The organism is Laceyella putida, from assembly GCF_042665195.1.
GTDB lineage: Bacteria > Bacillota > Bacilli > Thermoactinomycetales > Thermoactinomycetaceae > Laceyella > Laceyella putida.
The window spans coordinates 17,694-44,222 of sequence record NZ_JBHTBW010000008.1 but is presented as its reverse complement, the minus strand read 5'-3'; the positions used below and the strand labels follow the sequence as shown (position 1 = coordinate 44,222).

The window sequence follows — 26,529 nt, the reverse complement described above, 5'->3', positions numbered from 1 at the left end:
AAGTGGATGTGGTTACGATCGGGGAAACGATGGCCTTGTTTACCCCAAAAACAACAGGGTTACTCCGGCATGCCAAGGATTTTTCGTTCAGTTTTGCAGGAGCGGAAAGTAATGTGGCAGTCGGACTTGCCCGGCTTGGACACCGAGTCGGGTGGGTGAGCCAAGTCGGACAGGATGAATTTGGTGAGGCCATTTTGGCCTTTTTACAGGGGGAGGGAATCGATACATCCGAGGTAAAGAAACGACCTAAAGATCCCACTGGATTGATGATTAAGGAACCTTTACATAAACGGGAATTGCGGGTTTATTATTACCGCCGCCACAGTGCGGCCAGCCGAATGAATCCAAACACATTGAACGAAGCATACCTTGCCAAAGCCAAATATCTTCATTTGACGGGTATTACTCCAGCGCTTAGCGAAGGCTGCCGACAAATGGTGATGAAGGCGATTGAGATCGCCAAAAAGCATGGGGTACAAGTTGTGTTTGATCCCAATTACCGTTCGAAACTGTGGGACAAAAAGAGGGCAAAACAAGTATTGCGGGAGATTGCAGCACAAGCAGATATTCTATTGCCTGGCATAGACGAAGGAAGGCTACTGGTCAATGAAGAGGAACCGGAACAGATTGCAGAAAGCCTGCGGGATATGGGTGCGTCCATGGTTGTGGTGAAACTGGGATCGAAGGGAGCGTACTATGTTTCCAAAGGATCGTCCGGTTACGTCGAAGGTTTTCCTGTAGGCCAAGTGGTCGACCCGGTGGGTGCAGGGGATGCCTTTGCGGCGGGTTTTCTGTCAGGAAGGCTAGATGGTTTGCCAGTCGCTGAAGCCGTTCGCCGGGCTTGTGCTGTCGCTGCCTTGGTGGTAGAGGTTCAGGGGGATTTTGAAGGACTTCCGCTTAGGGAGACTCTGGAGCGTTTTATCAATCAGTCGAATCAAGATGTATTGAGATGAGGAGTGTGAATGGATGCGGCTCGATCAAATTCAGGAAAGCGGTATCATTGCGATTGTGCGTGGCCATCAGCCAGAAGATATTTTAGCGATTATCAAGGCTTTAGACGAAGGGGGAGTCCGGACGGTAGAAATCACGGCGGACACCCCCGATGTAGGTGCCGTGATTGAACAGGCGTCTCGTCAGTTTGCAGGGAAGATGCTGATTGGCGCCGGGACCGTTTTAGATCCGGAAACTGCACGGATGGCCCTTATGGCTGGAGCGAAATTCATCTTTTCTCCGACACTTAATCTGGAAACGATTCGGTTGACCAAGCGTTATGGCGCCATCAGCATTCCGGGAGTTTTTACGCCGACCGAAATGGTTACCGCTTTTGAAAACGGAGCGGATGCTGTCAAAGTGTTCCCAGCCAATGTATTGGGTCCGGCTTATATCAAAGCTGTACGTGACCCATTGCCACAGATTCCGATGATTCCGACCGGTGGGGTAACATTGGACAATATTGTTGACTATTTTAGGGCTGGAGCGATGGCGGTTGGTTTGGGAGGGGCATTGGTGCGCAAGACGACAAAAGTGGATTCACCCTATTTGGAAGAGCTTAAGGGCAAAGCGGCCAGTTTTGTTGAAGCCGTAAGGAGTGTCAGACCGTAACTAACAAAAAAGGGGAGAAGGCAAGTGAAAATCGTCAGCTTTGAAACATTTAAGGTCCCACCGCGGTGGTTATTCCTGGAGATTGAAACGGATGAAGGAATCGTGGGTTGGGGCGAGCCTGTGATCGAAGGGCGGGCGGATACCGTCGAAGCAGCAGTGAAAGAACTGATGACCTATTTGCTTGGGCAAAATCCACTGAAAATCGAAGATCATTGGAATGTCATGTACCGTGGGGGTTTTTATCGCGGGGGTCCCATATTGATGAGCGCCATTTCCGGAATAGACCAAGCACTTTGGGATATCAAGGGGAAATTCCACAAGGCGCCGGTGCATGAGTTGATGGGCGGAGCCTGTCGTGACTCGATTCGCGTCTATTCTTGGATTGGTGGTGATCGGCCCAGCGATGTGGCACGTGCGGCAAAGGCCGTCGTCGACCGGGGATTTACGGCGATCAAGATGAACGCAACTGAAGAACTGCAATATATTGACTCTTATGACAAAGTGGAACAAGTGATTGCCCGGGTTGCCAGCATTCGGGAAGCGGTAGGGAATCCAATTGGCATCGGCATTGATTTTCATGGCCGTGTACATAAGCCGATGGCCAAGCTTTTGGCTAAAGAGTTGGAACCCTATCATCCAATGTTTATTGAAGAGCCTGTTTTGCCTGAGAACAATGAAGCGTTAAGAGACCTTGCCCACATCACTTCCATTCCGATTGCCACGGGTGAACGGATGTTTTCAAGATGGGATTTTAAAACCTTGTTAGCCGATGGATATTGTGACATTATCCAACCCGATTTGTCACACGCCGGCGGAATCACCGAGTGCAAAAAAATTGCGTCGATGGCGGAAGCATATGATGTCGCTTTAGCTCCGCATTGCCCATTGGGTCCGATTGCCTTGGCCGCCTGTTTGCAAGTGGATGCCACCTCACATAACGCCTTTATTCAGGAACAAAGTTTGGGTATTCACTACAATCAAGGCAGCGATTTGTTAGATTATCTTGTCGATCCGACGGTATTTCACTATGAAGATGGCTATGTAAAGATTCCAACCGGTTTCGGTCTTGGCGTGGAGATCAACGAAGAGCATGTGCGAAAGATGGCCGAAGTGGGACACGATTGGAAAAATCCGATTTGGCGCCACCGTGATGGAAGTGTTGCGGAGTGGTAATGAATCAAGTGGGGCACATGATGTTTAAACTTGCCGGGGAAAGCGAAAGATAAGTGATAAAGTCACAATAAATATGGGAATCTTACGGTCAATCTCCGTAAGATTCTTTTGTTTGTGTGGAAAATAATGTTAACTTGTAAACGGTTTTGGAGATCGACACGTGCCTCTTTCAGGTTCATGGATCAACTCTCAAAGTGAGATCTTCATGATGGCCATATTTTGCGGGAATTGGTATAGACAAATCTACCAATTATAGATTAAACTAAGAATAGATAGAATATTTTATCATTTCCAGATGAGGGAGGCATGCAACATGGCGCAACAACGTTTCTGGAAAAAAATGTTGTTAAGAGTATCGCCGCTTCTTTTGGCTTGTGGGATGAGTACGATGGTGTTCGCTGAGAGCGCCTCTGCCCACGGTTATATCGAGTCGCCGGCCAGCCGCGCTTATTTGTGCAAGCAGGGTCAAAACACGGATTGTGGCCAGATCCAGTGGGAGCCGCAGAGCGTTGAAGGGCCGGGATCATTCCCGCAATCCGGCCCGCCGGATGGCCAAATCACCGGTGCCGGTCGTTATCCGGAACTCTACGCACAAACATCGACTCGCTGGAAAAAAGTCACCATCCAAGGCGGCAGCAATACCTTCAGATGGTATCTGACCGCACCGCACAGCACGAGAGAATGGAAATATTACATCACCAAGAAAGGTTGGAATCCCAACAAGCCGATAGCCCGCTCCGATCTGGAGCAGTTCTGCTATTACTACGATGGTGGCAAAAGACCGTCGAACACCGTGACTCATCAATGCAACGTGCCGACCGATCGCACCGGCTACCACGTGATTTTGGGCGTTTGGGAAATCGCGGATACCACCAATGCTTTCTATCAGGCAGTTGACGTGAATCTGGTTAACGGCACGATGGTTAACAACAATCTGGTTAACAACAGCTCATGGGAGTCAGAGAAATCGCGAATATTGAAGGCGCTTTCCGCCAGATGACCGCATCAGATTGATTGTGGATGAGACATCGTTAATGAACCATCCCCCGAGCAGCCAGATGCAAAAAAAGCCATAGGCAAAAACGCCTCTGGCTTTTTTCGCTTATCCCATTTCTGATCAGGTCGAACCTTTGGATTTAGGCTCACTCTTATTGTAGATTTTTATATGTTAACAATAGTAAAATATTTTTTGCGGCAAACAATGTTTGCTATTCATAAATAATATATCAGAGGGAGCAAGGGGAAAAGATGGTTCATCTTTTTAAAAAGAAACGAAAGCGATTACCCAATAAGAAGACTCTATACAGCATAGGGGAAATCGAGAAAGTAACCGTTGTGAAAGTATATGATGGGGATACGATACGCGTGCGATTTGCAAATGGCCAAGAGGAGCGGATACGATTCTTGCTGGTTGATACCCCCGAAACAAGCCATCCGCAAAAGGGAGTGGAACCATATGGGGAAGAGGCGAAATTATTCACCAGATACAAAATCAAAAAGAGTCGCATAGTGGAATTGGGGTATGATGCCGAAAAAAGGGACCACTATGGAAGATTGTTGGCGTATGTTTATTGTGACCGGAAACTATTGCAAGAAGAATTGGTTAGACGCGGCCTGGCCCGGGTGAGTCATACCAGAAACCGCGATGCGAACATGGTAAGGATGATGAAAGAGGCGGAACGGGAAGCGAAAGCAAGGGGAAAAGGCATTTGGGCCAATAAGAAATATGTGGGAAAAACGGGATATCAACCTGAGATGATGAGCTGGATGGAAAGAGTGTTCAAATTATACAGAGGAAAACTGATTTGCGCAGTATTGGAATCTTTTGTGTGAGTTTTTTATTTTTGTAGTCTTCGACTTCCTTCAGTAAGCTATTTTGCTACATAAGAACGCAGAAAAGTATTCGTCCCGCATGCAGGAGACGCCTTTGGACTTACCTTCCCGCACCAACATAACATAAGTGAATTATGTTGCATTCGTCGCAATCCCGAAACCATAGCAAGGGGTTTCGGGATTTTTTCGCTCTTCCAAATCAAATGTTTAAAAGGATCCATGGAATCGGTATAACATCCATCGGGATAAACAACAAAAAAGAAAGCTCCTTATAAAAGAGGGGATAATCAATCGTTTATTGAATATTATAAATAGTATGATCGAAATATTCATTTGCTTTTCGCTTTAAGTCATTTATGGAAGAAGGGGGAATATGCAAATGAGCGTCAATTTGTCCCATTTTAAAGCTCCCAATGCGGAAGGCAGTTTGCTTCACTATCAGTCCCGCTATGAAAATTTTATCGGTGGTGAATGGGTTAAACCGTTAAACGGAGAGTATTTCGACAATCCCTCTCCTGTGGATGGGAACGTGTTTACCCAGGTGCCCCGGTCACAAAAAGAGGATATTGAATTGGCACTGGCAAAGGCGCATGAAGCGAAAGAAAAGTGGGGGAATACATCGGTCACGGAACGAAGCAACCTGTTGTTGAAGATTGCGGATCGTTTGGAAGAAAACTTGGAAAAATTGGCCCTGTCCGAAACTTGGGATAACGGAAAACCCATCCGCGAAACGCTGAATGCGGATCTCCCCCTGGCCATCGATCATTTTCGCTATTTTGCCGGCGTCATTCGGGGCGAAGAAAGCGGAGTGTCGGAACTTGATAAGCATACGTTATCGATGCATATCAAGGAGCCCATCGGAGTGGTGGGACAAATCATTCCCTGGAACTTTCCGCTTCTCATGGCGGCATGGAAACTGGCTCCCGCCCTTGCCGCGGGAAATTGCGTCATTTTGAAACCCGCTGAACAAACTCCCGTCACCATCCTCTTGTTTGCCGAACTGGTCGCCGATCTTCTGCCACCGGGTGTCCTCAATATTGTCAATGGTTTTGGTCCCGAAGCGGGACAACCGCTCGCGACTTCTTCGCGCGTGGGGAAAGTGGCCTTTACCGGTGAAACGACGACGGGCCGACTCATCATGCAATACGCATCGGAAAACATTGTTCCCGTGACTTTGGAATTGGGCGGAAAATCACCCAACATATTTACGGAAAGCGTTTTGGCCCATGATGATGAGTTTGTTGATAAAGCGCTGGAAGGGTTCACGATGTTCGCGTTGAATCAGGGCGAAGTGTGCACTTGTCCGTCCAGGGCCCTCATCCAGGAGTCGATCTACGAAGAATTTATGGAGAGGGCACTCAACCGGGTCAGACGCATCAAAATGGGCGATCCGCTGCATCTGGACACGATGATGGGAGCACAGGCATCAAATGACCAATACCACAAGATTTTGAACTACATCGATTTGGGGAGATCGGAAGGGGCCAAATGCCTGACAGGCGGGAAGCCCTACCGAAATGGGCTTTATCCCAATGGCTATTATATTGAGCCTACCGTATTCGAGGGCAGCAACGACATGCGCATCTTCCAAGAGGAAATATTTGGTCCCGTTGTAACCGTGACCACATTCAAGGATGAAAACGATTTAATCGAAATAGCCAACGATACCCTATATGGATTGGGGGCGGGGCTTTGGACAAGGGATGTCCATCAGGCTTACCAAATCGCGCGGCGGATTGAAGCGGGACGCGTTTGGGTCAATTGTTATCACCTTTATCCGGCCCATGCGGCGTTTGGAGGGTATAAGCAATCGGGTATCGGCCGCGAAACGCACAAGATGATGCTGGAGCATTACCGCCAAACGAAAAACTTGCTCGTCTCTTACGATAAAAACCCAATGGGTTTCTTCTGAAGTGGGGTCATCATGAAACCGGTCAAACGTGTGTTGGTCACCGATGAGGCCACAAAGGTGATTGAACGGTTGCGCTCCCAACATGGACCATTGATGTTCCACCAAAGCGGAGGATGTTGTGACGGTTCCTCGCCCATGTGTTTTAAAAAAGGGGAGTTTCGTGTGGGCAGCAACGACATTCGCCTGGGAGAAATCGCGGGTTGTGATTTTTATATGTCGAAATCCCAATTCGAATACTGGCGACACACGCAACTCACCGTGGATGTGACGCGAGGGCGCGGTGCTTCTTTTTCATTGGAAATTCCGTTGGGGGTAAGATTTGTCATCCGTTCAAGGATTTTTGCGGATGATGAGCGAAAAAGGCTTGAACCGATCGATTTTGCATAAAACAGGCACAGTGGGCTACTGGCAAAATGCCTTAAGGGCGGGCCAGTAGCCCTTACGTTTGGGTTGCAGTTCAATGGCAGGCATGATTTGGGCACCGTTCCAGAAAAAATAGGACTAGGGGAGCATGTCCCTCTGTAACCTCCAATATCAGGAAAAGTGCGATGTTTATTATTGCGATCAATTTTATTCTATAAAAAAAGACAAAAAACCTTTTTGAAAGAGGTGTCTTTACCTTTACCTCTGTCTTGATTCGATTACCGAGTTTTTTGAAAACCTCTCGTGAAGGCGTGAAGCGCTTCAGAACAAATCATTGGATTTTTTATTCAAATTCACTAGTTGAAGCGTAACTGGTAAGATTTTAAAAAATACGTTTAAACGTTTTCATTCCTAATATATAGTGTTTATGCAATTCTGTTAAATGAACTATTGAATATATTGAGAATAGAATTTATAATACGAATATGTAAAGCGCTTTAGTATTTGTGAGGTTGAAGTGTAAGCGCTTACCGATGAAAAGGAATTTTAATTGAACGAAGAGAGGTTGTGTCTTCATGTCAAAAAAAATCCGCTGTGCAGTTTTCGGATTGGGTAGATTGGGGTATTGGCATGCTGAAAACCTTTCCCAGAGGGTAAAGGGTGCAGAATTAGTGGCGGTTGCGGATCCGTTGGAAGGCAGAGCGAAACAAGTTGCGCATGAATTGGGAGTGCCAATGTGGCACCAAAATCCCCATGATGTGTTCAAGAATCCCGATATTGATGCGGTTGCCATTGTTACCCCCACTTCTACCCATGCTGAAATGATCAAGATGGCCGCTGCCCATGGGAAACACATTTTTACTGAAAAACCGATCACTCAAACGTTGGAAGAAGCGGATGAGGTAATCGAAGCCATCCAAACGAATCAAGTATTTTGCCAGGTTGGATTCATGAGAAGGTTTGATCCGGCTTATGTTGAGGCGAAAAGAAGAATTGAAGCGGGCGATATCGGTAAGCCAATTTATTTCAAAGGGATTACCAGAGATGGACAGACCCCGCCACCGGATTTTATTAAACACAGTGGAGGGCTGTACTTGGATTTTTCCATTCATGATTACGATACAGCTCGGTTCTTTTTGGGTGCGGAAGCAACGTCGGTCACAGCGCTTGGAAGTGTGATTGAGAAGCAATATGTCGCAGAATTCAACGATGTGGATCAAGCATTAACCTATTTAACGTTTGATTCCGGTGCGGCGGCCGATATCGAGGCGAGTCGCAATGCGGCGTACGGCTATGATATCAGGGCTGAGATTATCGGTACGGAAGGAGCCATTCAAATCGGCTCTTTGCGGCATCATAACATAAAGGTTCTTACGAGAAAGGGTTGCACCCATGACATCATTCCTGATTTTCCGTCTCAGTTCCGGGATGCTTACCTGCTTGAAATGGTTTCTTTTATTGAGTGTTTAAGAAATAACCAAAAACCTTTGGTCGATGAGTGGGATGGAAAGAGAGCGCTGGAAATTGCTGTAGCCGCCACCCAGGCTTATCAGACAGGAACGACGATCCAATTGGAGTCCGTTCATTCCGTCGATAAATAATTTCTTCTATATTAAGCGATTTAAATTGTCGAAGAAAAGGTTCCTCTTGATTGTTTTACGGTGGATGAGTAGAATGATGTTAAGCGCTTAATATACAGATAATTTAATCGTGTGAAAATATTCAATGTGTGAAAGTGGAAAGAAGGACTAAAATCAATGAAACCGACCATCTATGACGTGGCGAAGGAAGCGGGTGTTTCCATAGCCACTGTTTCAAAGGTGATTAATAATCAGCAAGTCGGAAAGAAATCCAAAGAAAAAGTTTTAAAAGTGATGAAGGAACTCAATTATAAGCCAAGCATCCTTGCATCAGCCTTAACAGGGAAGCGCACATCTACGATCGGATTCCTGTTACCCGATCTGGCAAACCCTTTCGTTGCGGAGATGGCTCGCAGAGTGGAAGATCGCGCGCATGAACGGGGCTTTAATCTTGTCATCTGCAGTACCGATTTTGACACGCAAAAAGAGGCCTTCTACGTATCACTGTTAAAACAGAAGAGTGTGGATGGGTTTATCTTAGCCGGTCGCTTTAACAATGAAGAGGTTATCACAGAATTGCTTGAGGAACAGACTCCGGTTGTGCTTCTTACTGAGTCTTATCCTTCCTTATCGGTTAACAGCGTAAAAGTCGATGACTTTATGGGAGGGTATGAAGTGGCTTCCCACTTGATATCACTTGGCCATGAAAAAATAGCGGTCATTGGGGAAGATGCCAACAGCAGCCGGGAACGCATTCGTGGATACAAGCAGGCGTTGCAGGATAAGGGGCTGGAGATTTGTGAAGAAATGATTGTCATAAGTGATTCCAGTCCGGAAGATGTGGAACGTCTCACAGGGCAATTGCTGGATAAATCAATTCCGCCAACCGCGATATTTGCTTGTAATGACCTATTGGCTATTTCCGTTATACTTGCTGTCAGGGAAAGAGGGATAAGCATTCCTGATGAACTTTCCATCGTTGGATTTGACAACACCCTTTTATCCAGGAGCACTGACCCCCCTTTAACAACCGTTGGACAACCGATCCAAGATATGTGCTCCAAAGTTGTCGATTTGCTCATAGAAGAGATTGAAGGGAAAAGCAAAACAAAACAACGGATTGTGCTGTTGCCGAAGCTTATCATCCGAAAATCGACCGGTGTTCATCGATCAAAAATTAAGGATCAGAGCAACTAAAGCTGAAATGAAAGCGTTTCACAACCAGGATGTAAAGCGCTTTCCGTTTGACGGTACTCTAAATAACGGGAGAGGGAGATCGGAAAATGTCTGAAGTTAAAGTCGGAATTTTGGGAGCGGGAGGGATCGCGAAGGTACACACCTCTATCCTGAAAAAAGATGAAAGAGTGGAAATTGTTGGCGTAGCGGATATTTCCGAAGAAAGAGCAACTGCCATGGCGAAGGAAGCGGGAAACGCCAAAGCCGTTAGAAGTGTGGAAGATTTATTTGATCTTGGCGTTCATGCGGTATATGTGACGACTCCCAATACTTTGCATGTGGAACCGGTGCTGAAGTGCCTGCAAAATGACATTCATGTGTTTTCGGAAAAACCGATGGCCACCTCCCTGGCGGAAGCGGAGCAAATCAAAGAGACGGCTGCAACATCAAAAGCGGTATATAATTTGGGAATGAACCGACGTTATGCTTCGGTTTACAAGAGAGTGAAGGCATTGATCGATTCAGGGGAGCTGATTCCATACTTGGCAAATATAAAGATGAACCGGGGAGAGTTATTAAACCCACCTTGGACCTCCAATCCGCAGGTTACAGGCGGGTTCCTGTATGAAACACCTTTTCATCTCATGGATTTGAGCCGTTATTTATTTGGGGAGGTGCAAACCGTTTATTGCGAAGCGAGACAAAATATCTCGGAGGCTGAACTGGACACTTTTGCCATCATGCTCACCTTTGAATCGGGAACCGTCGCCAATTTTGTTACCTACGCTCACGCCGGATGGAGTTTTCCGTTTGAGAGCTTGGAGGTCTATGGGAAATATTCCACCATCACAACACAAGAATTGGAAAAAGTGATGTATTCCCCTGGTTTGCATCAATCAGCCCGGATTAGCGACTTTTATCAACTGACTATAGAAGAGAAGTGGGGATATGCGGAGGAAGATCGCTTATTCATTGATGCGATTGTCCAAGGGACCCAACCTCCAGTGACAGCTGAGGATGGATTCCGTTCGATTCAATTGTTGGAAGCGATTTATGAAAGTGCCAAAACCGGAAAACGCATCGATTTCCGGCAAGGAGTTTAATGGAAAGAAAAAATTTTTTCACTCAATTAAAGCGCTTACATTTATTGTATTACTAAAAAATAAAAGGATTGGGTGAAGATGAAACAAAAAAAACAGATACGGGTTGGGATGGTTGGTTATAGGTTAATGGGAAGAGCCCACTCTCATGCCTACCGAGATGTTCCGTTCTATTTTGATTTAGATGCGGTTCCGGTTTTGCAAGTGATTGTGGGTCGGGATGAAGAAGGGGTTAAAGCGGCAGCAGACAAAATGGGTTGGGCATCTTGGGAAACGGATTGGCGTCGCTTGATTGAAAGGGACGATATCGATTTGATCGATATCGTCACACCCAACAATACACACGCCGAAATCGCGATTGCTGCTGCTGAAGCAGGAAAGCATGTGTTTTGCGAAAAACCTTTGGCCTTCTCTCTGGATCAAGCCAAACGAATGCTGGAAGCCGTAAACAAAGCCGGTGTAACCCATATGATTTGCCATAATTATCGTTTCTCTCCGGCGGTGCAATTTGCCAAAAAATTAATAGAAGAAGGAAGATTGGGAAAAATTTATCACATTCGCGCCACTTTCCTACAAGACTGGTTGATGGATCCCCATTTCCCCCTCACCTGGCGCCTGCGGAAAGAAATATCAGGGGGTGGGACGCTCGGTGATTTAGGGGCTCATATCATCGACCTAGCAAGATTCTTGGTTGGGGAGTTCTGTGAAGTGGTGGGAATGATGGAAACTTTCATCAAAAAACGTCCGTTTGGTTCCATGACAGAGAATTTGAAGGGGCGAATTGAAAGTGATCAGTGGGGAGAAGTGACCGTCGATGACGCTACTGCATTCTTGGCGCGTTTTAAAAATGGGGCTCTGGGCACCTTTGAATCATCACGGTTCTGCAAAGGAAATCGAGCGGGCAATCGTTTCGAAATCAATGGAGAAAAAGGATCACTGCGTTGGGACATGGAGAATTTGAACCAATTGCAAGTGTATTTAGGAGATGATGAACCGGGATCGCAAGGTTTCCGAACCATTCATTGCACTGAAGAAGAACACCCCTATGCCGGGGCGTATTGGCCAGCCGGGCATAGCATCGGGTATGAGCATACGTTCATTAACATCGTATCCGAGTTGATGAATGGAATATCCAAAGGATATAGCCCTCAACCGAACTTTGAAGACGGGGTTAAAAACCAGGCGGTATTGGAAGCCGTGGAACAATCCGTTAAAACACGGAGTTGGGTCAGCGTTTCGCAAGAGATACATGTGAGAAGTTAAGGTGGATTTGATTCATTCTGTACGGGGCTGTTTTCAGGAAGTGTTACTGTAAAAACGAATGATCAAAAGGAGGTTCTTTCCATGGCAATCAGAAAGAGCATTGTTCTATTCATGTCCTTGATTCTTGCCTTGACTTTATTCGTTGTTGGATGCGGAACAGATAAGGGGAACAAACTTGTCATTGGTGTAGCGCTTCCTGACTTTGATGATAAGTGGTTGAGCTATTTGCACGATGGAATGAAAGAATATCAAAAAACACAAAAAGATGTGGAAGTTATATATGTGGATGCGCAGAATGATGCCAGTAAGCAGTTATCGCAAATTGAGAACTTCACCCTTCAGCAAGTGGACGCGATTGTGTTGGTACCGGTTGACACGGTCTCCGCCCCAGATTTGGTTGATAAGGCCAATCAAGCCAATGTGCCTATCGTAGTCGTCAACAGACAATATAAAGGTGTGGATAAAGCGACTGCTTATGTTGGTTCGGAGTCCATCAAAGCCGGTCTAATGGAAATGGAAGAAGTGGCGAAGATCCTTAATGGAAAAGGGAACATTGCGATTATGAATGGCCAGATGGGACATGAGGCGCAAATTAAAAGGACGGAAGGAAACAAGCAAATCATTAAAAAGCATCCGGGTATGAAGGTTGTGCTAGAAGGGACTGCGGAATGGGATCGGGCAAAAGGCATGAATCTGATGGAAAACTGGTTGCAGTCAGGCAAGAAAATTGATGCCGTTGTAGCCAACAACGATGAAATGGCGATCGGAGCCATTATGGCGCTCGAAGCGGCAGGAAAACTGAATGACGTCATCGTAGCGGGTGTCGATGCCACCCCGGATGCGTTGGGATTTGTAAAAGAAGGAAAATTAAAAGCAACTGTTTTCCAAAATGCCAAAGGACAGGGGAAAGGCGGACTGGAAACCGCCATTAAAGCGGCGAAAGGCGAACAGGTGGAAAAGTTCAACTGGATTCCTTACGAATTAGTGACGAAAAATAATGTGGATGAGTATATCAAAAAATGGCAGTAAGAGCTTGGGCCGCATCTCACAACACAAAATGAAAGGGCACGATGCCGGTTGGTGTCCTTTCATTCAAACAGTCATGCCATCGAAAAGGAGGTAAGGGCATGAGTGGGGACTATATCTTGGAAATGGTCAATATCTCAAAGGAATTCCCAGGGGTTAAGGCCTTGAACAATGTGCAGCTCAAGGTGAGGAAAGGAACTGTGCATGCGTTAATGGGTGAGAATGGCGCGGGAAAATCAACGTTAATGAAAATATTGATCGGGATTTATCGTCCCGATGACGGCGTTATCACATTCGACGGTGAACAGTTAAATCTCTCGAATATTAAAAACGCCCTTGATAAAGGGATTTCGATGATTCACCAAGAGCTTAGCCCGATACCGCATATGACTGTGGCAGAAAATATTTTTTTGGGGAGAGAACCCAGCTATGGATTGACGGGTTGGGTGAAAGCAAAGGAACTTGAAGCAAATACGAGAAAACTTTTCGAAAAACTGGAAATAGATATTGACCCCAATGCGAAGATGGTCGACCTTAGCATTGCGAATACGCAAATGGTGGAGATCGCGAAGGCCATTTCCCATCATTCCAAATTGATTATTATGGATGAGCCGACATCCGCGATTACCGAAAAAGAAGTCAATCATCTCTTTAAAATCATACGTTCCCTAAAAAAAGAAGGAGTATCGATCATCTACATCACGCACAAGATGGATGAGCTAGCGCAAATCACAGATGAAATTACCGTTTTAAGAGATGGAAAGGTTGTCGGAACAAAACCCAGTGATCACGTCACAAAAGAGCAATTGATTGAAATGATGGTGGGCAGGGAATTAAATCAAGTTTTTAACAAAAAACCTGCAGAAATCACAGAGACGGCCTTATCGGTGAATAATTTATCCAAAAAAGGAAAATTCGAGGATGTCAGTTTTGAAGTCAGAAAAGGGGAAATCATCGGCTTTGCTGGCTTGATGGGTTCCGGACGGACGGAAGTAATGGAAAGTGTATTCGGAATTACCCCTCCCGATTCGGGTGAAATCTTTGTCGGAGGCGAAAAAGTGGTGATTCGTTCTCCACGCGATGCGATTAAATATGGGATGGGATTGCTGACAGAGGATAGGAAATTAACGGGTTTGTTTCTGCCCCTTTCGGTTCAGGACAATATGATTACCGTCAATATAGATGAATATACAAAAAGCGGATTCCTGAAGCAAAAGCGAATCCAATCGGATTGTCAAAAGCAAGCCGAGCAATTGGCTATCAAGACGCCAAGCCTAAATCAAACGATGAAATATCTAAGCGGCGGAAATCAACAAAAAGCTTTAATCGCTAGATGGATGCTTCATGATCCCGATATTTTGTTCTTGGATGAGCCAACAAGAGGGATTGATGTGGGTGCCAAATCAGAAATCTATCAGCTCATTTTCAACCTGGCCAATAAAGGGAAAGCGATTGTGGTCATTTCCTCCGAGTTGCCGGAAATTTTGGGGTTGAGCGACTGGATTATCGTGATGCACCAAGGCAAAAAAATGGGGGAATTGAACAGAGATGAGGCGACACAGGAAAAAATCATGCAGTTGGCGACCGGTGCGTTGATCAGCAACTAGATTAAGAAAAGTCAGGAGGAAGCAGAGATGAGCAGCGAAGTTACGATTGAGAACAAACATGAACAGCCCAAAGCAGCCAGCAGGAACCATTTTAAAGAGAAAGCCTACCACGTTTTGAATCGATACGGAATGCTGTTTATTCTTATCGCGTTGATTATTTTCATGTCGATTCTTTCGCCTACGTTCTTTACATCCGGCAATATACTCAATATCGTGAGGCAAATGTCGGTCATCGGCATTGTGGCCATCGGCGTAACGATGATCATCATCACACAAGGGATTGATTTGTCTTCGGGTTCAGTTATTGCTCTTGTCTCAGTGGTAGTGGCCAGCTTCGCGCAAGCGGATAGCTATCCCGTTCTTTTGGCGGTTGCCATCGGTCTTGGTGTGGGAATTCTTACGGGCGTGATTAATGGAACCATCATCGCGAAAGGAAAAATCGCCCCTTTTGTTGTGACACTTGGCATGATGACGGCGGCGAGGGGATTGGCTTTGCTTTTCAGCGACGGAAGACCGATCGGGAATTTATCGGATACCTTCAAGTTTATCGGCCAAGGTGCCATTCTTGGTATACCGGTTCCCATTATCATTTTTGCTTTGGTGGGCCTTGTTTCCTATCTCCTTCTCAATAAAACAAAATTCGGGAAATATGTATACGCAATCGGGGGGAATGAGCAAGCGGCGCACATTGCCGGTGTGAATATAGAAAAGTACAAAATTTTGATTTATTCATATGCCGGTTTATTATCCGCCATTGCGGGGATTATCTTAACCTCCCGGATCGCGTCCGGTCAGCCCACGGCGGGTCTCATGTATGAATTGGATGCGATTGCCGCGGCGGTCATTGGCGGTACCAGCCTTTCCGGAGGAATCGGGACGATTGGCGGAACCATTATCGGCGCTCTGATCATTGGTGTCATGAACAATGGTCTGGACCTGTTGAACGTGTCTTCGTATTGGCAGCAAATCTTGAAAGGAGCAATCATTGTGACGGCCGTCCTTATTGATGCGCGGAAAAACAGAAAATCCTAAAGGGAATAGGTTGGGGGAATGGCCATGAAAATCGCATTCAACCAAGCGACGACGATGAAACACTCAACGCTTAAAAAGGATCTTGAGCTTTGTGAGAAGCACGGATACGAATTGATTGAAATCAGGTTGGATAAGTTGAAGGACTATTTGGCGGAAAATACGGTGGAAGACCTTAAAACCTTCTTCGAAAATAACAGAATCAAGCCATATGCTTTTAACGCATTGGAATTTATCAATTTCAGAGATGAAGCCGGGTATCAACAAATTAAAGATGACTTGAAATTTCTTTGTGATATTGGCGAAGTGATCCATTGCAAAAAAATCATTGTCGTCCCAACTTTTGACATTGGAGACCACACCAAATCACAGATCAAAGAAGAAACCGTAAGAGTTTTAAATGAGCTGGCGGATCTGGCACAACCTTATGGCGCAAAATTAGCCTTAGAGTTTTGCGGCTATCCCAATTGCTCTGTCAATACGTTTGGCCAAGCCTATGAAATTGTGGAAGAAGTGAACAGGGATCAGGTGGGAATCGTTCTGGATTGCTTTCACTTCCATGCCATGAACTCAAATGTGAAAGACTTGCAGAACGCAGACGCCAATAAAATTTATGTGTTTCATATTGACGACTGCGAAGATTTGCCCGTTGGGGCATTAAGGGATCATCACAGAGTATGGCCCGGAGAAGGAGCCATTGATCTGGATATCATCTTAGGCACATTAAAAGAGATTGGTTATCAGGAAATGGTGTCCATCGAATTATTCAGGCCGGAATATTGGGAATGGGATGTCGAAAGAACAATCCAAGTGGGGAAAGAAACGACTGAGAACGTGGTAAGCAAATACTTTCAAATCGAATGACTTTTTGCAAAAAATGAAGCGCTTAACCCCAACGAAAAGGTGGGAAATGTAAAGAATGAAAACGATGAGGCTGACAACGGCTCAAGCGTTGATTCAATTTTTAAATCAGCAGTTTATTGAATTTGACGGAAAAGAGGAAAAGTTTGTAAAGGGGATCTTCACCATATTTGGCCATGGAAATGTATTGGGCCTTGGCCAAGCGTTGGAAGAAGATCCGGGGGATCTTGAAGTTTACCAAGGTAGAAATGAACAGGGGATGGCCCAAGCCGCGGTGGCATTCGCGAAGCAAAAGCATCGCAGGCAAATCATGGCATGCACGTCCTCGGTTGGTCCGGGTGCGGCCAATATGGTTACAGCCGCGGCCACGGCATCCGCCAATAACATCCCGGTATTGTTGCTTCCCGGGGATACTTTTGCCACGAGGCAGCCGGATCCTGTTCTTCAGCAAATTGAGCATGTCCATGACTTAACCATAACAACAAATGACGCGTTCCGAGCTGTCAGCAAATATTGGGATCGTGTCAACCGACCGGAACAATTGATGGCCGCCATGATCAATGCCATGCGCGTCCTCACTGACCCGGCCGATACGGGGGCGGTGACCATCGCCCTTCCGCAAGATGTACAGGGAGAAGCGTATGATTTCCCTGAGTCTTTCTTCAAAAAACGTGTCCATCGAATCGAACGTCGCGTACCGACCGCGTCGGATCTGAAAGATGCGGTGGAGTTGATAAAAGGAAAGAAAAAGCCCGTTATCATCTGTGGCGGGGGTGTTCGTTACTCCGAGGCAGCCGACTCGTTAAAGCGATTTGCCGAGAAGTTCAACATCCCTTATGGGGAAACCCAAGCCGGAAAAAGCGCGATCGAAAGTTCCCATGCCTATAATCTCGGGGGGATTGGGGTAACCGGCAACCTGGCCGCGAACCTAATCGCCAAAGAAGCGGATCTAGTGATTGGGGTTGGAACGCGATATTCGGACTTTACAACGGGGTCGAAGCAACTGTTTCAAAATCCTGAAGTGGATTTTTTAACCATCAACGTTTCCGAATATCACGCGCATAAGCTGGATGCGACAAAGATAGTGGCTGACGCCAAATTAGCTCTTCTCGCCCTGGAAAAAGAGTTGGAGGCGCATGATTACCGTTCAGGGTATACCCATGAAATTGAGGCGGCCAAAGAAGCGTGGAAAGCCGAACTTAACCGTCTCCATCAAATTCGATACAAGGATAGAGGATTTAAGCCCGAAGTTGCCGGTCATCTTGATGAGGTGTTGCCCGAATTTGTTGAAACCTATCAATCATGTTTGACACAAACAGAAGTGATCGGTCAAGTTAACAAACTCATTGATGAAGATGCCATTATCATCGGAGCCGCGGGCAGCCTTCCCGGAGACCTGCAAAGAATGTGGAAGTCCCGCCGACCCAATACCTACCATATGGAATACGGTTACTCCTGCATGGGGTATGAAATATCCGGCGCTCTTGGTGTGAAAATGGCTGAACCGGACAAAGAGGTTTATGCCATGGTCGGTGATGGAAGCTATCTTATGCTGCATTCCGAATTGGTGACCAGCATTCAAGAAGGCAAAAAAATCAATGTATTGCTATTTGATAACGCGGGTTTTGGATGCATCAACAACTTGCAAATGGGGAATGGCATGGGCAGCTTCCAAACGGAATTCCGGTATCGCAACCCTGAAACCAATCGATTGAATGGCGACTTGATAAAAATTGATTTCGCCCATAGTGCGGCCGGATATGGGGTGAAAACCTACAAGGTAAGTACCTTGGAAGAACTTCAGTCAGCGATTGAAGACGCGAAGAAGCAAACGGTGTCCACGTTGATTGATATTAAAGTCCTTCCCAAGACGATGACCAATGGTTATGAATCATGGTGGCATGTGGGCATTGCGGCTGTCTCGAACAATCCCAATGTGCAGGAAGCCCACCGCAATAAAGAGACCAACCTGAAAAAAGCGAGAAAATATTAATCGACGCATCCTCGACAAAGTGCAAAACGCCGGCCACCGGCGAAGGAAGAAAATAGAAAAAAATAATCAAAAAAGGTGTGAAGGATGCAATGAATCGAAATGAAACCCATCATTTCAGAATCGGCATAGCCCCGATCAGCTGGGTCAATGATGATATTCCTGGTCTCGGCGACCACTATACACAGGACCAGGTGTTATCCGAAATGGCCTCCATCGGTTATATTTCCACCGAAATGGGACGCTTGTTCATGCAGGATCCCCCGTCTCTGAAGGCCAAATTGGACGAGTACGGAATACAGCTTGCGAGCAAATTTGTGGGAACATTGTTTTCTGATACCAGTCGTCTGGAAGAAGAGTTGCAATCTTTTGGCGAATGGGTCAAATACCTGAAGGAAATGGGCTGCGAGTATGTGATTGTGTGCGAAATGGGCGGCTCGATGCATTGGGATCCCCGACGTTCCCAGGAAGACATGACGATCCAGAAGCTGACCGCTAACGAGTGGGACACCTTGGTGGAGGGGTTGCACCGGGCAGCCAAAATGTGCCAAGAAAACGGAATGCGGTTGGTTTATCACTTCCATGCCGGTACGGTCGTTGAAACACGGGAAGAGATCGACCGGTTAATGGCAAGGACCGATCCCGATTTGGTGCACTTGTTGTACGATACGGGGCATGCCTTATACGGAGGTTATGATCCGCTGGAACTATTGAAGAAATATGAGGACCGTATCAAATATGTCCATTTGAAAGATGTTCGCCGCGATGTTTTGGAGCGCGTCAGGCAAGAGAACATCGATTTCCGTACGGCGGTAGTGAGGGGACTGTTCACTGTGCCGGGTGATGAAGAGGGTTGCATTGATTTTGAACCGATCTTCAAGGAATTGATTGAAAAAGGATATGATGGTTGGTGGATTGTCGAAGCGGAACAAGACCCGGCAGTCGCCCATCCTTTTAAATATGCGAAGATGGCGAAGGAATATATCGATTCCACCATCTTGTCCATCAAAGCCCAGAATCAATAATAGGAAGGGAAAAAACATGAGAGATTTAATTGTTCCCGGCCGCAAACCGGATGAAGAAGGCAAGGTTTTGAGTGTGACACCCGAATCCGCCGGTTGGAAGTATGTGGGGTTCGAAGTGTACGCACTAAGGAAAGGACAAGCCTTGAAAAAGGAAACCGGGGACCAGGAAGTTTGCATCGTCCTTTTGACAGGCAAATCACATATTTATACCGAAAGAGAAAAGTGGGAAAACATTGGACAGCGAATGAATGTCTTTGAAAAAACACCTCCTTATTCCGTTTATGTTCCATCTGGCGATTTTTATAAAGTAGAGGCCGTGACGGATGCGGAATTGGCGATTTGCTCAGCTCCGGGCAAGGGGACGCACCCTGCCCGATTAATTGCTCCTCATGATGTTGGTGTTGAGAAGAGAGGGGCGGGAAACATCGAAAGAAAGATTCATAACATCCTTCCTGAATATCAGCCGGCGGACAGCTTATTAGTGGTAGAAGTTTTTACCCCGGAAGGAAATTGGTCCAGTTACCCTCCGCACAAGCATGATCAGGATAATTTGCCCCATGAATCCTACTTGGAAGAAACGTATTATCACAAAGTGAATCCCGACCACGGGTTCGCCGTGCAAAGAGTGTATTCGGATGACCGTACGCTGGATGAGACGTTGATCGTCAAGAATGGCGATGCGGTCTTGGTACCTGAGGGATATCATCCCGTTTCGGCGCCACCGGGATATGAAGTCTACTACTTGAATGTCATGGCGGGACCGGTACGCACGTGGAAGTTTCATAATGATCCGGATCATGAGTGGGTGATGGAAAGTAAGCTGGAAACCAAGCCGTTGCGGAAGGAAGGGGAATGAAGATGAATCTTTTAACTTTTGACAGCCAAAAAACGATGGATTTTGTGGCCATCGGCCGTCTATGCATCGATTTGAACGCGAATGAAATTAATCGTCCCATGGAAGAAACGGTCACCTTCACCAAGTATGTGGGGGGATCTCCGGCCAATATTGCGATTGGGATGGCCAGATTGGGGATGAAGACGGGGTTTGTTGGCAGAGTGGCCAATGACCAAATGGGTCGATTTATTGTGGGCTACCTCAATGCGAATCAAATCGACACATCCAACGTCATTATAGATCATTCGGGAAGTGTAACGGGACTTGCTTTCACGGAAATCAAAAGTCCGACCGACTGCAGTATTCTCATGTACAGAGATAACGCGGCGGACTTAAAGCTGGAAACCAGAGACATCAGTGAAGAATATATCAAAAACGCCAAGGCTCTTTTAGTTTCGGGAACAGCCTTGGCGAAAAGTCCATCCCGGGAAGCTGTATTTCTAGCCCTCGATTACGCCAGAACGCATAATGTGGTTGTCTTCTTCGATCTCGATTACAGACCTTACACGTGGACTTCACCTGAGGAGACCGCGGTGTATTACAACCTGGCGGCAGAGAAGTGCGATGTCATTATCGGCACGAGAGAAGAATTCGATATGATGGAACGCTTCGAACAGAATGCCGACCACGATGATTCCTTTACAGCCAAAAAATGGTTTGAATATCATGCCAAGATTGTCGTGATCAAACATGGGAAAGCTGGTTCCATTGCTTATACCAAAGAAGGGGAAAGGGTGGAGGGAATAACCTTTCCGGCCAATGTGATCAAAACATTTGGTGCGGGAGATGCCTATGCGGCAGGCTTTATCTACGGGCTGATGCAGGGATGGGAGATTTCCAAATCGATGGAATACGGCGCGGCGGCGGCTTCCATTGTCATTTCGAGCCATAGCTGCTCTGATGCGATGCCGATGGTTGATCAGATCGATAACTACATCAAAAAGTATAAAAACGGAGAATTCAAAAATAAACTCACCTCTTGAGGAGGAATCATGATGTCCACAACGACTGTACAAACGCTTAAAAACTTTATCGGCGGTCAATGGGTAGAATCCACTTCCGGCAAAACCGACGAGGTTCCCAATCCAGCTACCGGCGAGACCTTGGCTTATGTACCCATTTCCAACCGGGAGGATTTGGCCCGCGCGGTGGAAGTGGCGAAGGCAGCGTTTAAAACCTGGGGCAAAACGCCGGTGCCACGCCGGGCACGCATTTTGTTCAAGTATCAGCAATTGCTTGTGGAGCATTGGGAAGAGCTTGCCCGCCTCGTAACCCTTGAGAACGGAAAAAGCTACGAAGAAGCTTACGGCGAAGTGCAACGCGGGATCGAATGCGTAGAGTTTGCTGCAGGTGCGCCTTCCTTGATGATGGGAAAGCAGTTGCCCGATATCGCCACGAATATAGAGTCTGGCATGTACCGTTATCCAGTGGGCGTGGTAGGAGGAATTACCCCTTTCAATTTTCCGATGATGGTTCCTTGTTGGATGTTCCCCCTTGCTGTTGCTTGCGGAAATACCTTTGTATTGAAGCCATCCGAACGAACGCCTATGTTGGCTAACCGGCTGGCTGACCTGTTTAAAGAAGCGGGACTGCCGGACGGGGTTTTGAATATTGTCCATGGCGCTTACGATGTGGTAAACGGATTGTTGGAACATCCCGACGTCAAAACGATTTCTTTCGTCGGTTCCCAGCCGGTAGCTGAATATGTGTATAAAACAGCGGCTAATCATGGAAAACGAGTTCAAGCATTAGCGGGCGCTAAAAATCATTCCATCGTGATGCCAGATGCGGACTTGGATCTGGCCGTTAAACAAATCATCACTGCCGCTTACGGTTCGGCCGGGGAAAGATGCATGGCCGCTTCCGTAGTTGTTACTGTAGGTGAGGTGGCCGAACCTTTCATGGAAAAATTGGTTCAGGCAGCCAATGCGATTAAGATTGGAAACGGATTGGATGATGGAGTCTTCCTTGGTCCGGTGATCCGCGATTCCCACAAAGCCAAAACAGAAAATTACATTGAAATCGGCGAAAAAGAAGGGGCGAAATTGGTGCGCGACGGACGCAAAGATGCCGAGGCCAATGGACAGGGATATTTCATTGGCCCAACGATCTTCGATCATGTAACAACGGATATGACGATCTGGAAAGAGGAAATTTTTGCTCCCGTATTATCCATCGTGCGTGTCCAATCCTTGGATGAAGCGATAGAATTGACGAACCAATCCCCATTCGCCAACGGAGCTTGCATTTATACACAAAATGGCAGCAACGTACGTAAATTCCGAGAAGAAATTGATGCCGGCATGTTAGGGGTAAACCTGGGTGTTCCTGCCCCGATGGCTTTCTTCCCCTTCTCTGGATGGAAAAACTCCTTCTATGGAGATCTCCATGCCAATGGCACGGATGGAGTAGAATTCTATACGAGAAAGAAGATGGTTACTACTCGTTGGTGATGAAAACGGGGTGCCGAATCATGATTTGGCACCCCGTTTTTTAAATATGGAAGGAATGGCAAGTACCATAAACAGGAGGATTGTTTGATCATGTCTTTGGTTTCACTTAAAGAAATGTTAAGCAAAGCATTGCAAGAAAAATATGCCGTAGGCCATTTCAATCTCAACAATCTGGAGTTTGCACAAGCCATTTTGCACGCTGCGCAAGAGGAGAATGCTCCCGTCATCCTTGCTGTAAGTCCAGGATACATTCCTCACTTGGGAGGATTAAAACTGGCTGCATCGATGGTGAAGGCGCTTGTGGAGGAATATCAAATCACCGTTCCGGTGGCTCTTCACCTGGATCATGGTTCATCCTTCGAACAGTGTTTGCAGGCCATATATGCCGGATTTACAGAAGTTGCCGACTGAAAGCCCAACTCTTTCAAGGATGGGATGAAAGTCGGCGTTGCTCGGTAATCCCTTTATGGGATTGTTAAGAGCGGCAATTTTCAGTATAATCTAACGCATGAGCGGTGCTCATCCCACTGGTAGTGGGTTTTGTTCCTCTGTACGTCATGATATGGGGTTCCAGTGGCGAACCAATCTCTCCCACTGGGTAAAATCATGAGAGTTAGTAAAACGGAACTAGAACGCTGGTAATAGGCGTTCCGCCCATGTGGGTACATGCAACATGAGTTGTAGAACTGCATGGGACGGGCTGATGAGACAGCCCTGAACTTGGGAGTTGCATGAAGCAGAAATGGATTGAGTGCGCTAACTACCCAAGAATCCCACGGCTTCAGCCGTGTGGAGTCTCAATTCTGTGATGATCGATGCCTCTCATGAGCCGTTAGAAAAGAATATTGCAAAAACGAAGAAAGTTGTGGAAGCGGCCCGCGTATTGGGAGTGTCAGTGGAAGCCGAATTGGGCCGGATTGGCGGACAGGAAGATGATTTAATTGTAGATGAAGCCGATGCCATGTACGCGAATCCGGATGAATGTGAGAGGCTTGTCCGTGAAACGGGTGGAATAACATGATGCGACCCATTCCAAATCATGGGGGGATGACAGATTCGGCATGAACAATCATGCCAAACCTTTGCTTGTTCATGCCCTGTCAGTGAACGGGGACCGTTCGGTAGGCTTTGGTAAACAACCATAAATCATTTGAAAGGGATTTGAACGACTAAATGTCTATAATCTTAATTGGTTCCGCTATATATTTGCTGTCATCGTCCTTGCGTATGAAAAATTCGATCATCTCTGAAGGGAATTTCACAGCCGATCCGTTTCCCGCCATTTCAATGTAGGTGTGTTGAATATACAAATCCGCCCAATCTTGATGTGGATCAAAGAACTCCCTAACATTTCTCTCAAAGATGGGCCGAATCGTTTCCATATCTCCCGGCAGACGAAAGTTTTCGTCGAACAGAGCTTCTCCCTCACGATAACCGTCTCGATAATAAAAGGATTCGGCAAAACCGTTGATTGCAGTGTCATAAACATCTTCCTCAAACAACTCAATATCAGACTGAATGAATAATCTTTCCCCAACTTCCAATGCTTCTTCCGCGCTGGAGGCTCTGATAAATTTCACTGAATAAATGTCCCTGTGTCCCCGATGAACGGCAAAAATCTGCTTTTGGTCCATATATTTCCCCTCTTCTGCGTTAATTGGCTGTATGGCGAAGCACACCCTTGACGGAATCAAATCATTATTTCTCATAAGGAAAATCGAAACCATCCAGAACCTCATCCAATTATCCGATGCGTCACTGTCCCAAAGAAGAGCGTCTCTGTAAAGAGAGTTTAAAAACAACCTCCCAGAGAAAATTCTACAAAATGGTATTGTAATCCTTGGAAGGCGAGAAAGTTGCCTTGGTCTGGGTGCGAGCAGGGTTTGCATTCCTGTTTAATAGTTGGTGCAAGGGGTTTTGATGAATGTGTCTCTATGAATCAAAAGGCCGGAGGCGAACGACTCCGGCCTTTTGATTTAAGGGGGTTGGTCACATGGAAAGGATAAAAAAAGATACCCCATTTGTATCACGGGGCATCTTCAACAAGTATTTGGGAAAGATAGGATGTTCGCCAAATTTAAGGACGGTTAGGGAAAGTTCCTAAATGGGCGAACTCCGACATTGTACAATGAAAAGTTGTAGAAAATATTACATTAGGTGATGAAAGTGTTACAGATGTTATAACAATAGAAATTAACTCCGTCTAATCCTTTGATGTTGATATCAAACCAAATGTTTGGTACGATTTCATTATATATACATTTATCAGAATTAACACAATCATACCAAATATCCATAATAAAATTAGGGCGAGGGACAACCACATGAAATACTCCACTGGTATTGAAACAAAACGAAAAATCATCGATGCTGCTTTTCAACTCATGGCCGATAAAGGATTTGACGCTGTAAGCATTGACGACATCATGACCAGCATAGGAAGAGCCAAAGGGTCTTTTTATGTTCACTTTAAAAGCAAGGAAGAACTGTTATATGAAGTGATGCGAATACGCTTGGATCGGGGTCATGGTCAGATGGCAGAAGAGATTCTAAAGGAATTGTTCAAAGACAACTGCAATGTCCGAGCCATTCTGGAAAGAGTGACAGCTGAAGTTCATGTAAGCTCAGGAGAAGATTACTTGACCTGGGCATTTGCTTATTATCATCTCTTAACCCATTCCCGTAAGGATGAATTTGTTCGCGAATGGTTGGAAACCAATGCGGATCAGTGGTCAGCTTTTCTAAACATGATCGTCAAAAGAGGTCAGGAGTTAGGACAAATCCGAACAGATGTAGATACGCAAACCATCACCAATATGTGTATGGGCATCGTGCTGGGGTATGACATTCTCTTCATGTTTAAACCCCGGATTGATGTTAACGAGGTCTATCATATTCACGACTGGATGTTTATTAGTGATCCATTCTCTAAAAATGAATGACTTTAAGGGGATGGTTCTAATGGACGTAAATGTAGAAAAGTGAAAGGAAGAAGGATATGTTTCATCCAGCGGCAAGAAAAAGAATGAAGCGACGGCAAATTGCACAATCACTGAAGAGTGTGGTAAGTGTATTTTTGCAATTGAATGAGAAATACCCTAGGGCATGTCTGGCATATCAAGTTGATCGACAGGAGACGGCGGAAAAACCTTTTCCCGATGTGCGCCGATGGACAGAAGCGAATGGGAAAACGGTTTTGGAGCCGCCGACATATTTATCATACACGCGCTAATGACAATTAAAGCAACTTCAGAAACGATTGAGGGAGTCAGACCAGCTGGAAGATTATCATTTACATTAAAAAATGGCAAACTAATTGATTAAGGAGGGATTAAATTATTGACAAAATTCAAAGAATTAGGTTCTGATGCCCAAGTAGTAATTTACGTGCAATTCTGGGCTTGATTTATAATGGCGATATTGCATGGAGATGGTGGATAGTGTATGTCTTACATCAAATAAGACCGATTCTGCCTGGAGATGTCAATATTGATATAGTAGATTGCAGAAAGCTCTATATTTGAGCTACGAAAACACATATTTTTCATTGCACAGGTGAGTGCGATTGATTAAGTACTGACTCAAAAGAGCAAGGCCCTGTAGTTTGATACAGAGCCTTGTTCTTTTTGGTAAGTCAGCTT

Annotated in this window: 22 protein-coding genes and 2 pseudogenes; 23 read left to right on the top strand and 1 reads right to left on the bottom strand. The window is 46.0% G+C overall.

The genetic code is table 11. From position 1 onward, the window contains the following. Window positions 1-2 precede the first annotated feature (2 nt). The 22 genes and pseudogenes from ACFQNG_RS03920 to ACFQNG_RS03815 all read left to right on the top strand — a co-directional run. Window positions 3-953 (top strand): sugar kinase, encoded by a 951-nt coding sequence (locus ACFQNG_RS03920; protein WP_379863552.1) that lies wholly within the window; start codon window positions 3-5, stop codon window positions 951-953. 13 nt (window positions 954-966) lie between these two features. Continuing rightward, window positions 967-1,602, top strand: a complete 636-nt coding sequence (locus ACFQNG_RS03915) for a bifunctional 4-hydroxy-2-oxoglutarate aldolase/2-dehydro-3-deoxy-phosphogluconate aldolase (RefSeq protein WP_379863551.1) — start codon at window positions 967-969, stop codon at window positions 1,600-1,602. 24 nt (window positions 1,603-1,626) lie between these two features. After that, window positions 1,627-2,775: a galactonate dehydratase gene (dgoD, locus tag ACFQNG_RS03910; protein ID WP_379863550.1), complete on the top strand. Its 1,149-nt coding sequence runs from the start codon at window positions 1,627-1,629 to the stop codon at window positions 2,773-2,775. Window positions 2,776-3,088: 313 nt separating this feature from the next. Further along, window positions 3,089-3,775, top strand: a complete 687-nt coding sequence (locus ACFQNG_RS03905) for a lytic polysaccharide monooxygenase (protein WP_379863549.1) — start codon at window positions 3,089-3,091, stop codon at window positions 3,773-3,775. 248 nt (window positions 3,776-4,023) lie between these two features. After that, window positions 4,024-4,608 carry a thermonuclease family protein gene (locus tag ACFQNG_RS03900; protein WP_379863548.1) on the top strand — a complete coding sequence of 195 codons (585 nt, stop codon included), beginning with the start codon at window positions 4,024-4,026 and terminating at the stop codon, window positions 4,606-4,608. A gap of 379 nt (window positions 4,609-4,987) precedes the next feature. Next, window positions 4,988-6,520 carry an acetaldehyde dehydrogenase ExaC gene (exaC, locus tag ACFQNG_RS03895; RefSeq protein ID WP_379863547.1) on the top strand — a complete coding sequence of 511 codons (1,533 nt, stop codon included), beginning with the start codon at window positions 4,988-4,990 and terminating at the stop codon, window positions 6,518-6,520. 12 nt (window positions 6,521-6,532) lie between these two features. Continuing rightward, window positions 6,533-6,907: a DUF779 domain-containing protein gene (locus ACFQNG_RS03890; RefSeq protein WP_379863546.1), complete on the top strand. Its 375-nt coding sequence runs from the start codon at window positions 6,533-6,535 to the stop codon at window positions 6,905-6,907. A 551-nt stretch (window positions 6,908-7,458) separates the two neighbouring features. Further along, window positions 7,459-8,484, top strand: a complete 1,026-nt coding sequence (gene iolG, locus ACFQNG_RS03885) for an inositol 2-dehydrogenase (protein ID WP_379863545.1) — start codon at window positions 7,459-7,461, stop codon at window positions 8,482-8,484. A 156-nt stretch (window positions 8,485-8,640) separates the two neighbouring features. Continuing rightward, window positions 8,641-9,660: a LacI family DNA-binding transcriptional regulator gene (locus tag ACFQNG_RS03880; RefSeq protein WP_379863544.1), complete on the top strand. Its 1,020-nt coding sequence runs from the start codon at window positions 8,641-8,643 to the stop codon at window positions 9,658-9,660. A gap of 86 nt (window positions 9,661-9,746) precedes the next feature. Next, window positions 9,747-10,742 (top strand): Gfo/Idh/MocA family protein, encoded by a 996-nt coding sequence (locus tag ACFQNG_RS03875; protein WP_379863543.1) that lies wholly within the window; start codon window positions 9,747-9,749, stop codon window positions 10,740-10,742. A 78-nt stretch (window positions 10,743-10,820) separates the two neighbouring features. Continuing rightward, window positions 10,821-12,002 (top strand): Gfo/Idh/MocA family protein, encoded by a 1,182-nt coding sequence (locus tag ACFQNG_RS03870; protein ID WP_379863542.1) that lies wholly within the window; start codon window positions 10,821-10,823, stop codon window positions 12,000-12,002. Between the two features lie 81 nt (window positions 12,003-12,083). After that, window positions 12,084-13,031: a sugar ABC transporter substrate-binding protein gene (locus tag ACFQNG_RS03865; RefSeq protein WP_379863541.1), complete on the top strand. Its 948-nt coding sequence runs from the start codon at window positions 12,084-12,086 to the stop codon at window positions 13,029-13,031. Window positions 13,032-13,129: 98 nt separating this feature from the next. Beyond that, window positions 13,130-14,635: a sugar ABC transporter ATP-binding protein gene (locus ACFQNG_RS03860; protein WP_379863540.1), complete on the top strand. Its 1,506-nt coding sequence runs from the start codon at window positions 13,130-13,132 to the stop codon at window positions 14,633-14,635. A gap of 27 nt (window positions 14,636-14,662) precedes the next feature. Further along, window positions 14,663-15,667, top strand: a complete 1,005-nt coding sequence (locus ACFQNG_RS03855) for an ABC transporter permease (protein ID WP_379863538.1) — start codon at window positions 14,663-14,665, stop codon at window positions 15,665-15,667. A 24-nt stretch (window positions 15,668-15,691) separates the two neighbouring features. Continuing rightward, a complete protein-coding gene (locus ACFQNG_RS03850; protein WP_379863537.1) occupies window positions 15,692-16,528 on the top strand; it encodes a sugar phosphate isomerase/epimerase family protein in 837 nt (278 codons plus the stop codon). A gap of 55 nt (window positions 16,529-16,583) precedes the next feature. Then, window positions 16,584-18,518, top strand: coding sequence for a 3D-(3,5/4)-trihydroxycyclohexane-1,2-dione acylhydrolase (decyclizing) (gene iolD, locus ACFQNG_RS03845; protein ID WP_379863536.1), 1,935 nt, complete (start codon window positions 16,584-16,586; stop codon window positions 18,516-18,518). Between the two features lie 89 nt (window positions 18,519-18,607). Further along, on the top strand, window positions 18,608-19,540 hold the full coding sequence (gene iolE / locus ACFQNG_RS03840; protein ID WP_379863535.1) for a myo-inosose-2 dehydratase: 933 nt from the start codon (window positions 18,608-18,610) through the stop codon (window positions 19,538-19,540). A 16-nt stretch (window positions 19,541-19,556) separates the two neighbouring features. Then, window positions 19,557-20,396, top strand: a complete 840-nt coding sequence (gene iolB / locus ACFQNG_RS03835; protein ID WP_379863534.1) for a 5-deoxy-glucuronate isomerase — start codon at window positions 19,557-19,559, stop codon at window positions 20,394-20,396. Between the two features lie 2 nt (window positions 20,397-20,398). After that, window positions 20,399-21,418, top strand: a complete 1,020-nt coding sequence (gene iolC / locus ACFQNG_RS03830) for a 5-dehydro-2-deoxygluconokinase (RefSeq protein ID WP_379863533.1) — start codon at window positions 20,399-20,401, stop codon at window positions 21,416-21,418. Between the two features lie 9 nt (window positions 21,419-21,427). Then, a complete protein-coding gene (locus ACFQNG_RS03825; protein WP_379863532.1) occupies window positions 21,428-22,888 on the top strand; it encodes a CoA-acylating methylmalonate-semialdehyde dehydrogenase in 1,461 nt (486 codons plus the stop codon). Between the two features lie 90 nt (window positions 22,889-22,978). Further along, window positions 22,979-23,290, top strand: a pseudogene (locus ACFQNG_RS03820) (class II fructose-bisphosphate aldolase); the annotation flags it as partial. 400 nt (window positions 23,291-23,690) lie between these two features. Then, window positions 23,691-23,897 (top strand): annotated as a pseudogene (locus tag ACFQNG_RS03815) (class II fructose-bisphosphate aldolase); the annotation flags it as partial. Window positions 23,898-24,057: 160 nt separating this feature from the next. On the opposite strand, the gene ACFQNG_RS03810 reads toward ACFQNG_RS03815, so the two are convergent. Next, window positions 24,058-24,615, bottom strand: a complete 558-nt coding sequence (locus ACFQNG_RS03810; protein ID WP_379863531.1) for a hypothetical protein — start codon at window positions 24,613-24,615, stop codon at window positions 24,058-24,060. A gap of 597 nt (window positions 24,616-25,212) precedes the next feature. Between ACFQNG_RS03810 and ACFQNG_RS03805 the strand changes: the two genes are divergently transcribed. Continuing rightward, the gene (locus tag ACFQNG_RS03805; RefSeq protein ID WP_379863530.1) at window positions 25,213-25,830 is read left to right on the top strand and encodes a TetR/AcrR family transcriptional regulator; all 618 of its coding nucleotides are present in this window, start codon (window positions 25,213-25,215) and stop codon (window positions 25,828-25,830) included. The last annotated feature ends 699 nt before the right edge of the window (window positions 25,831-26,529 follow it).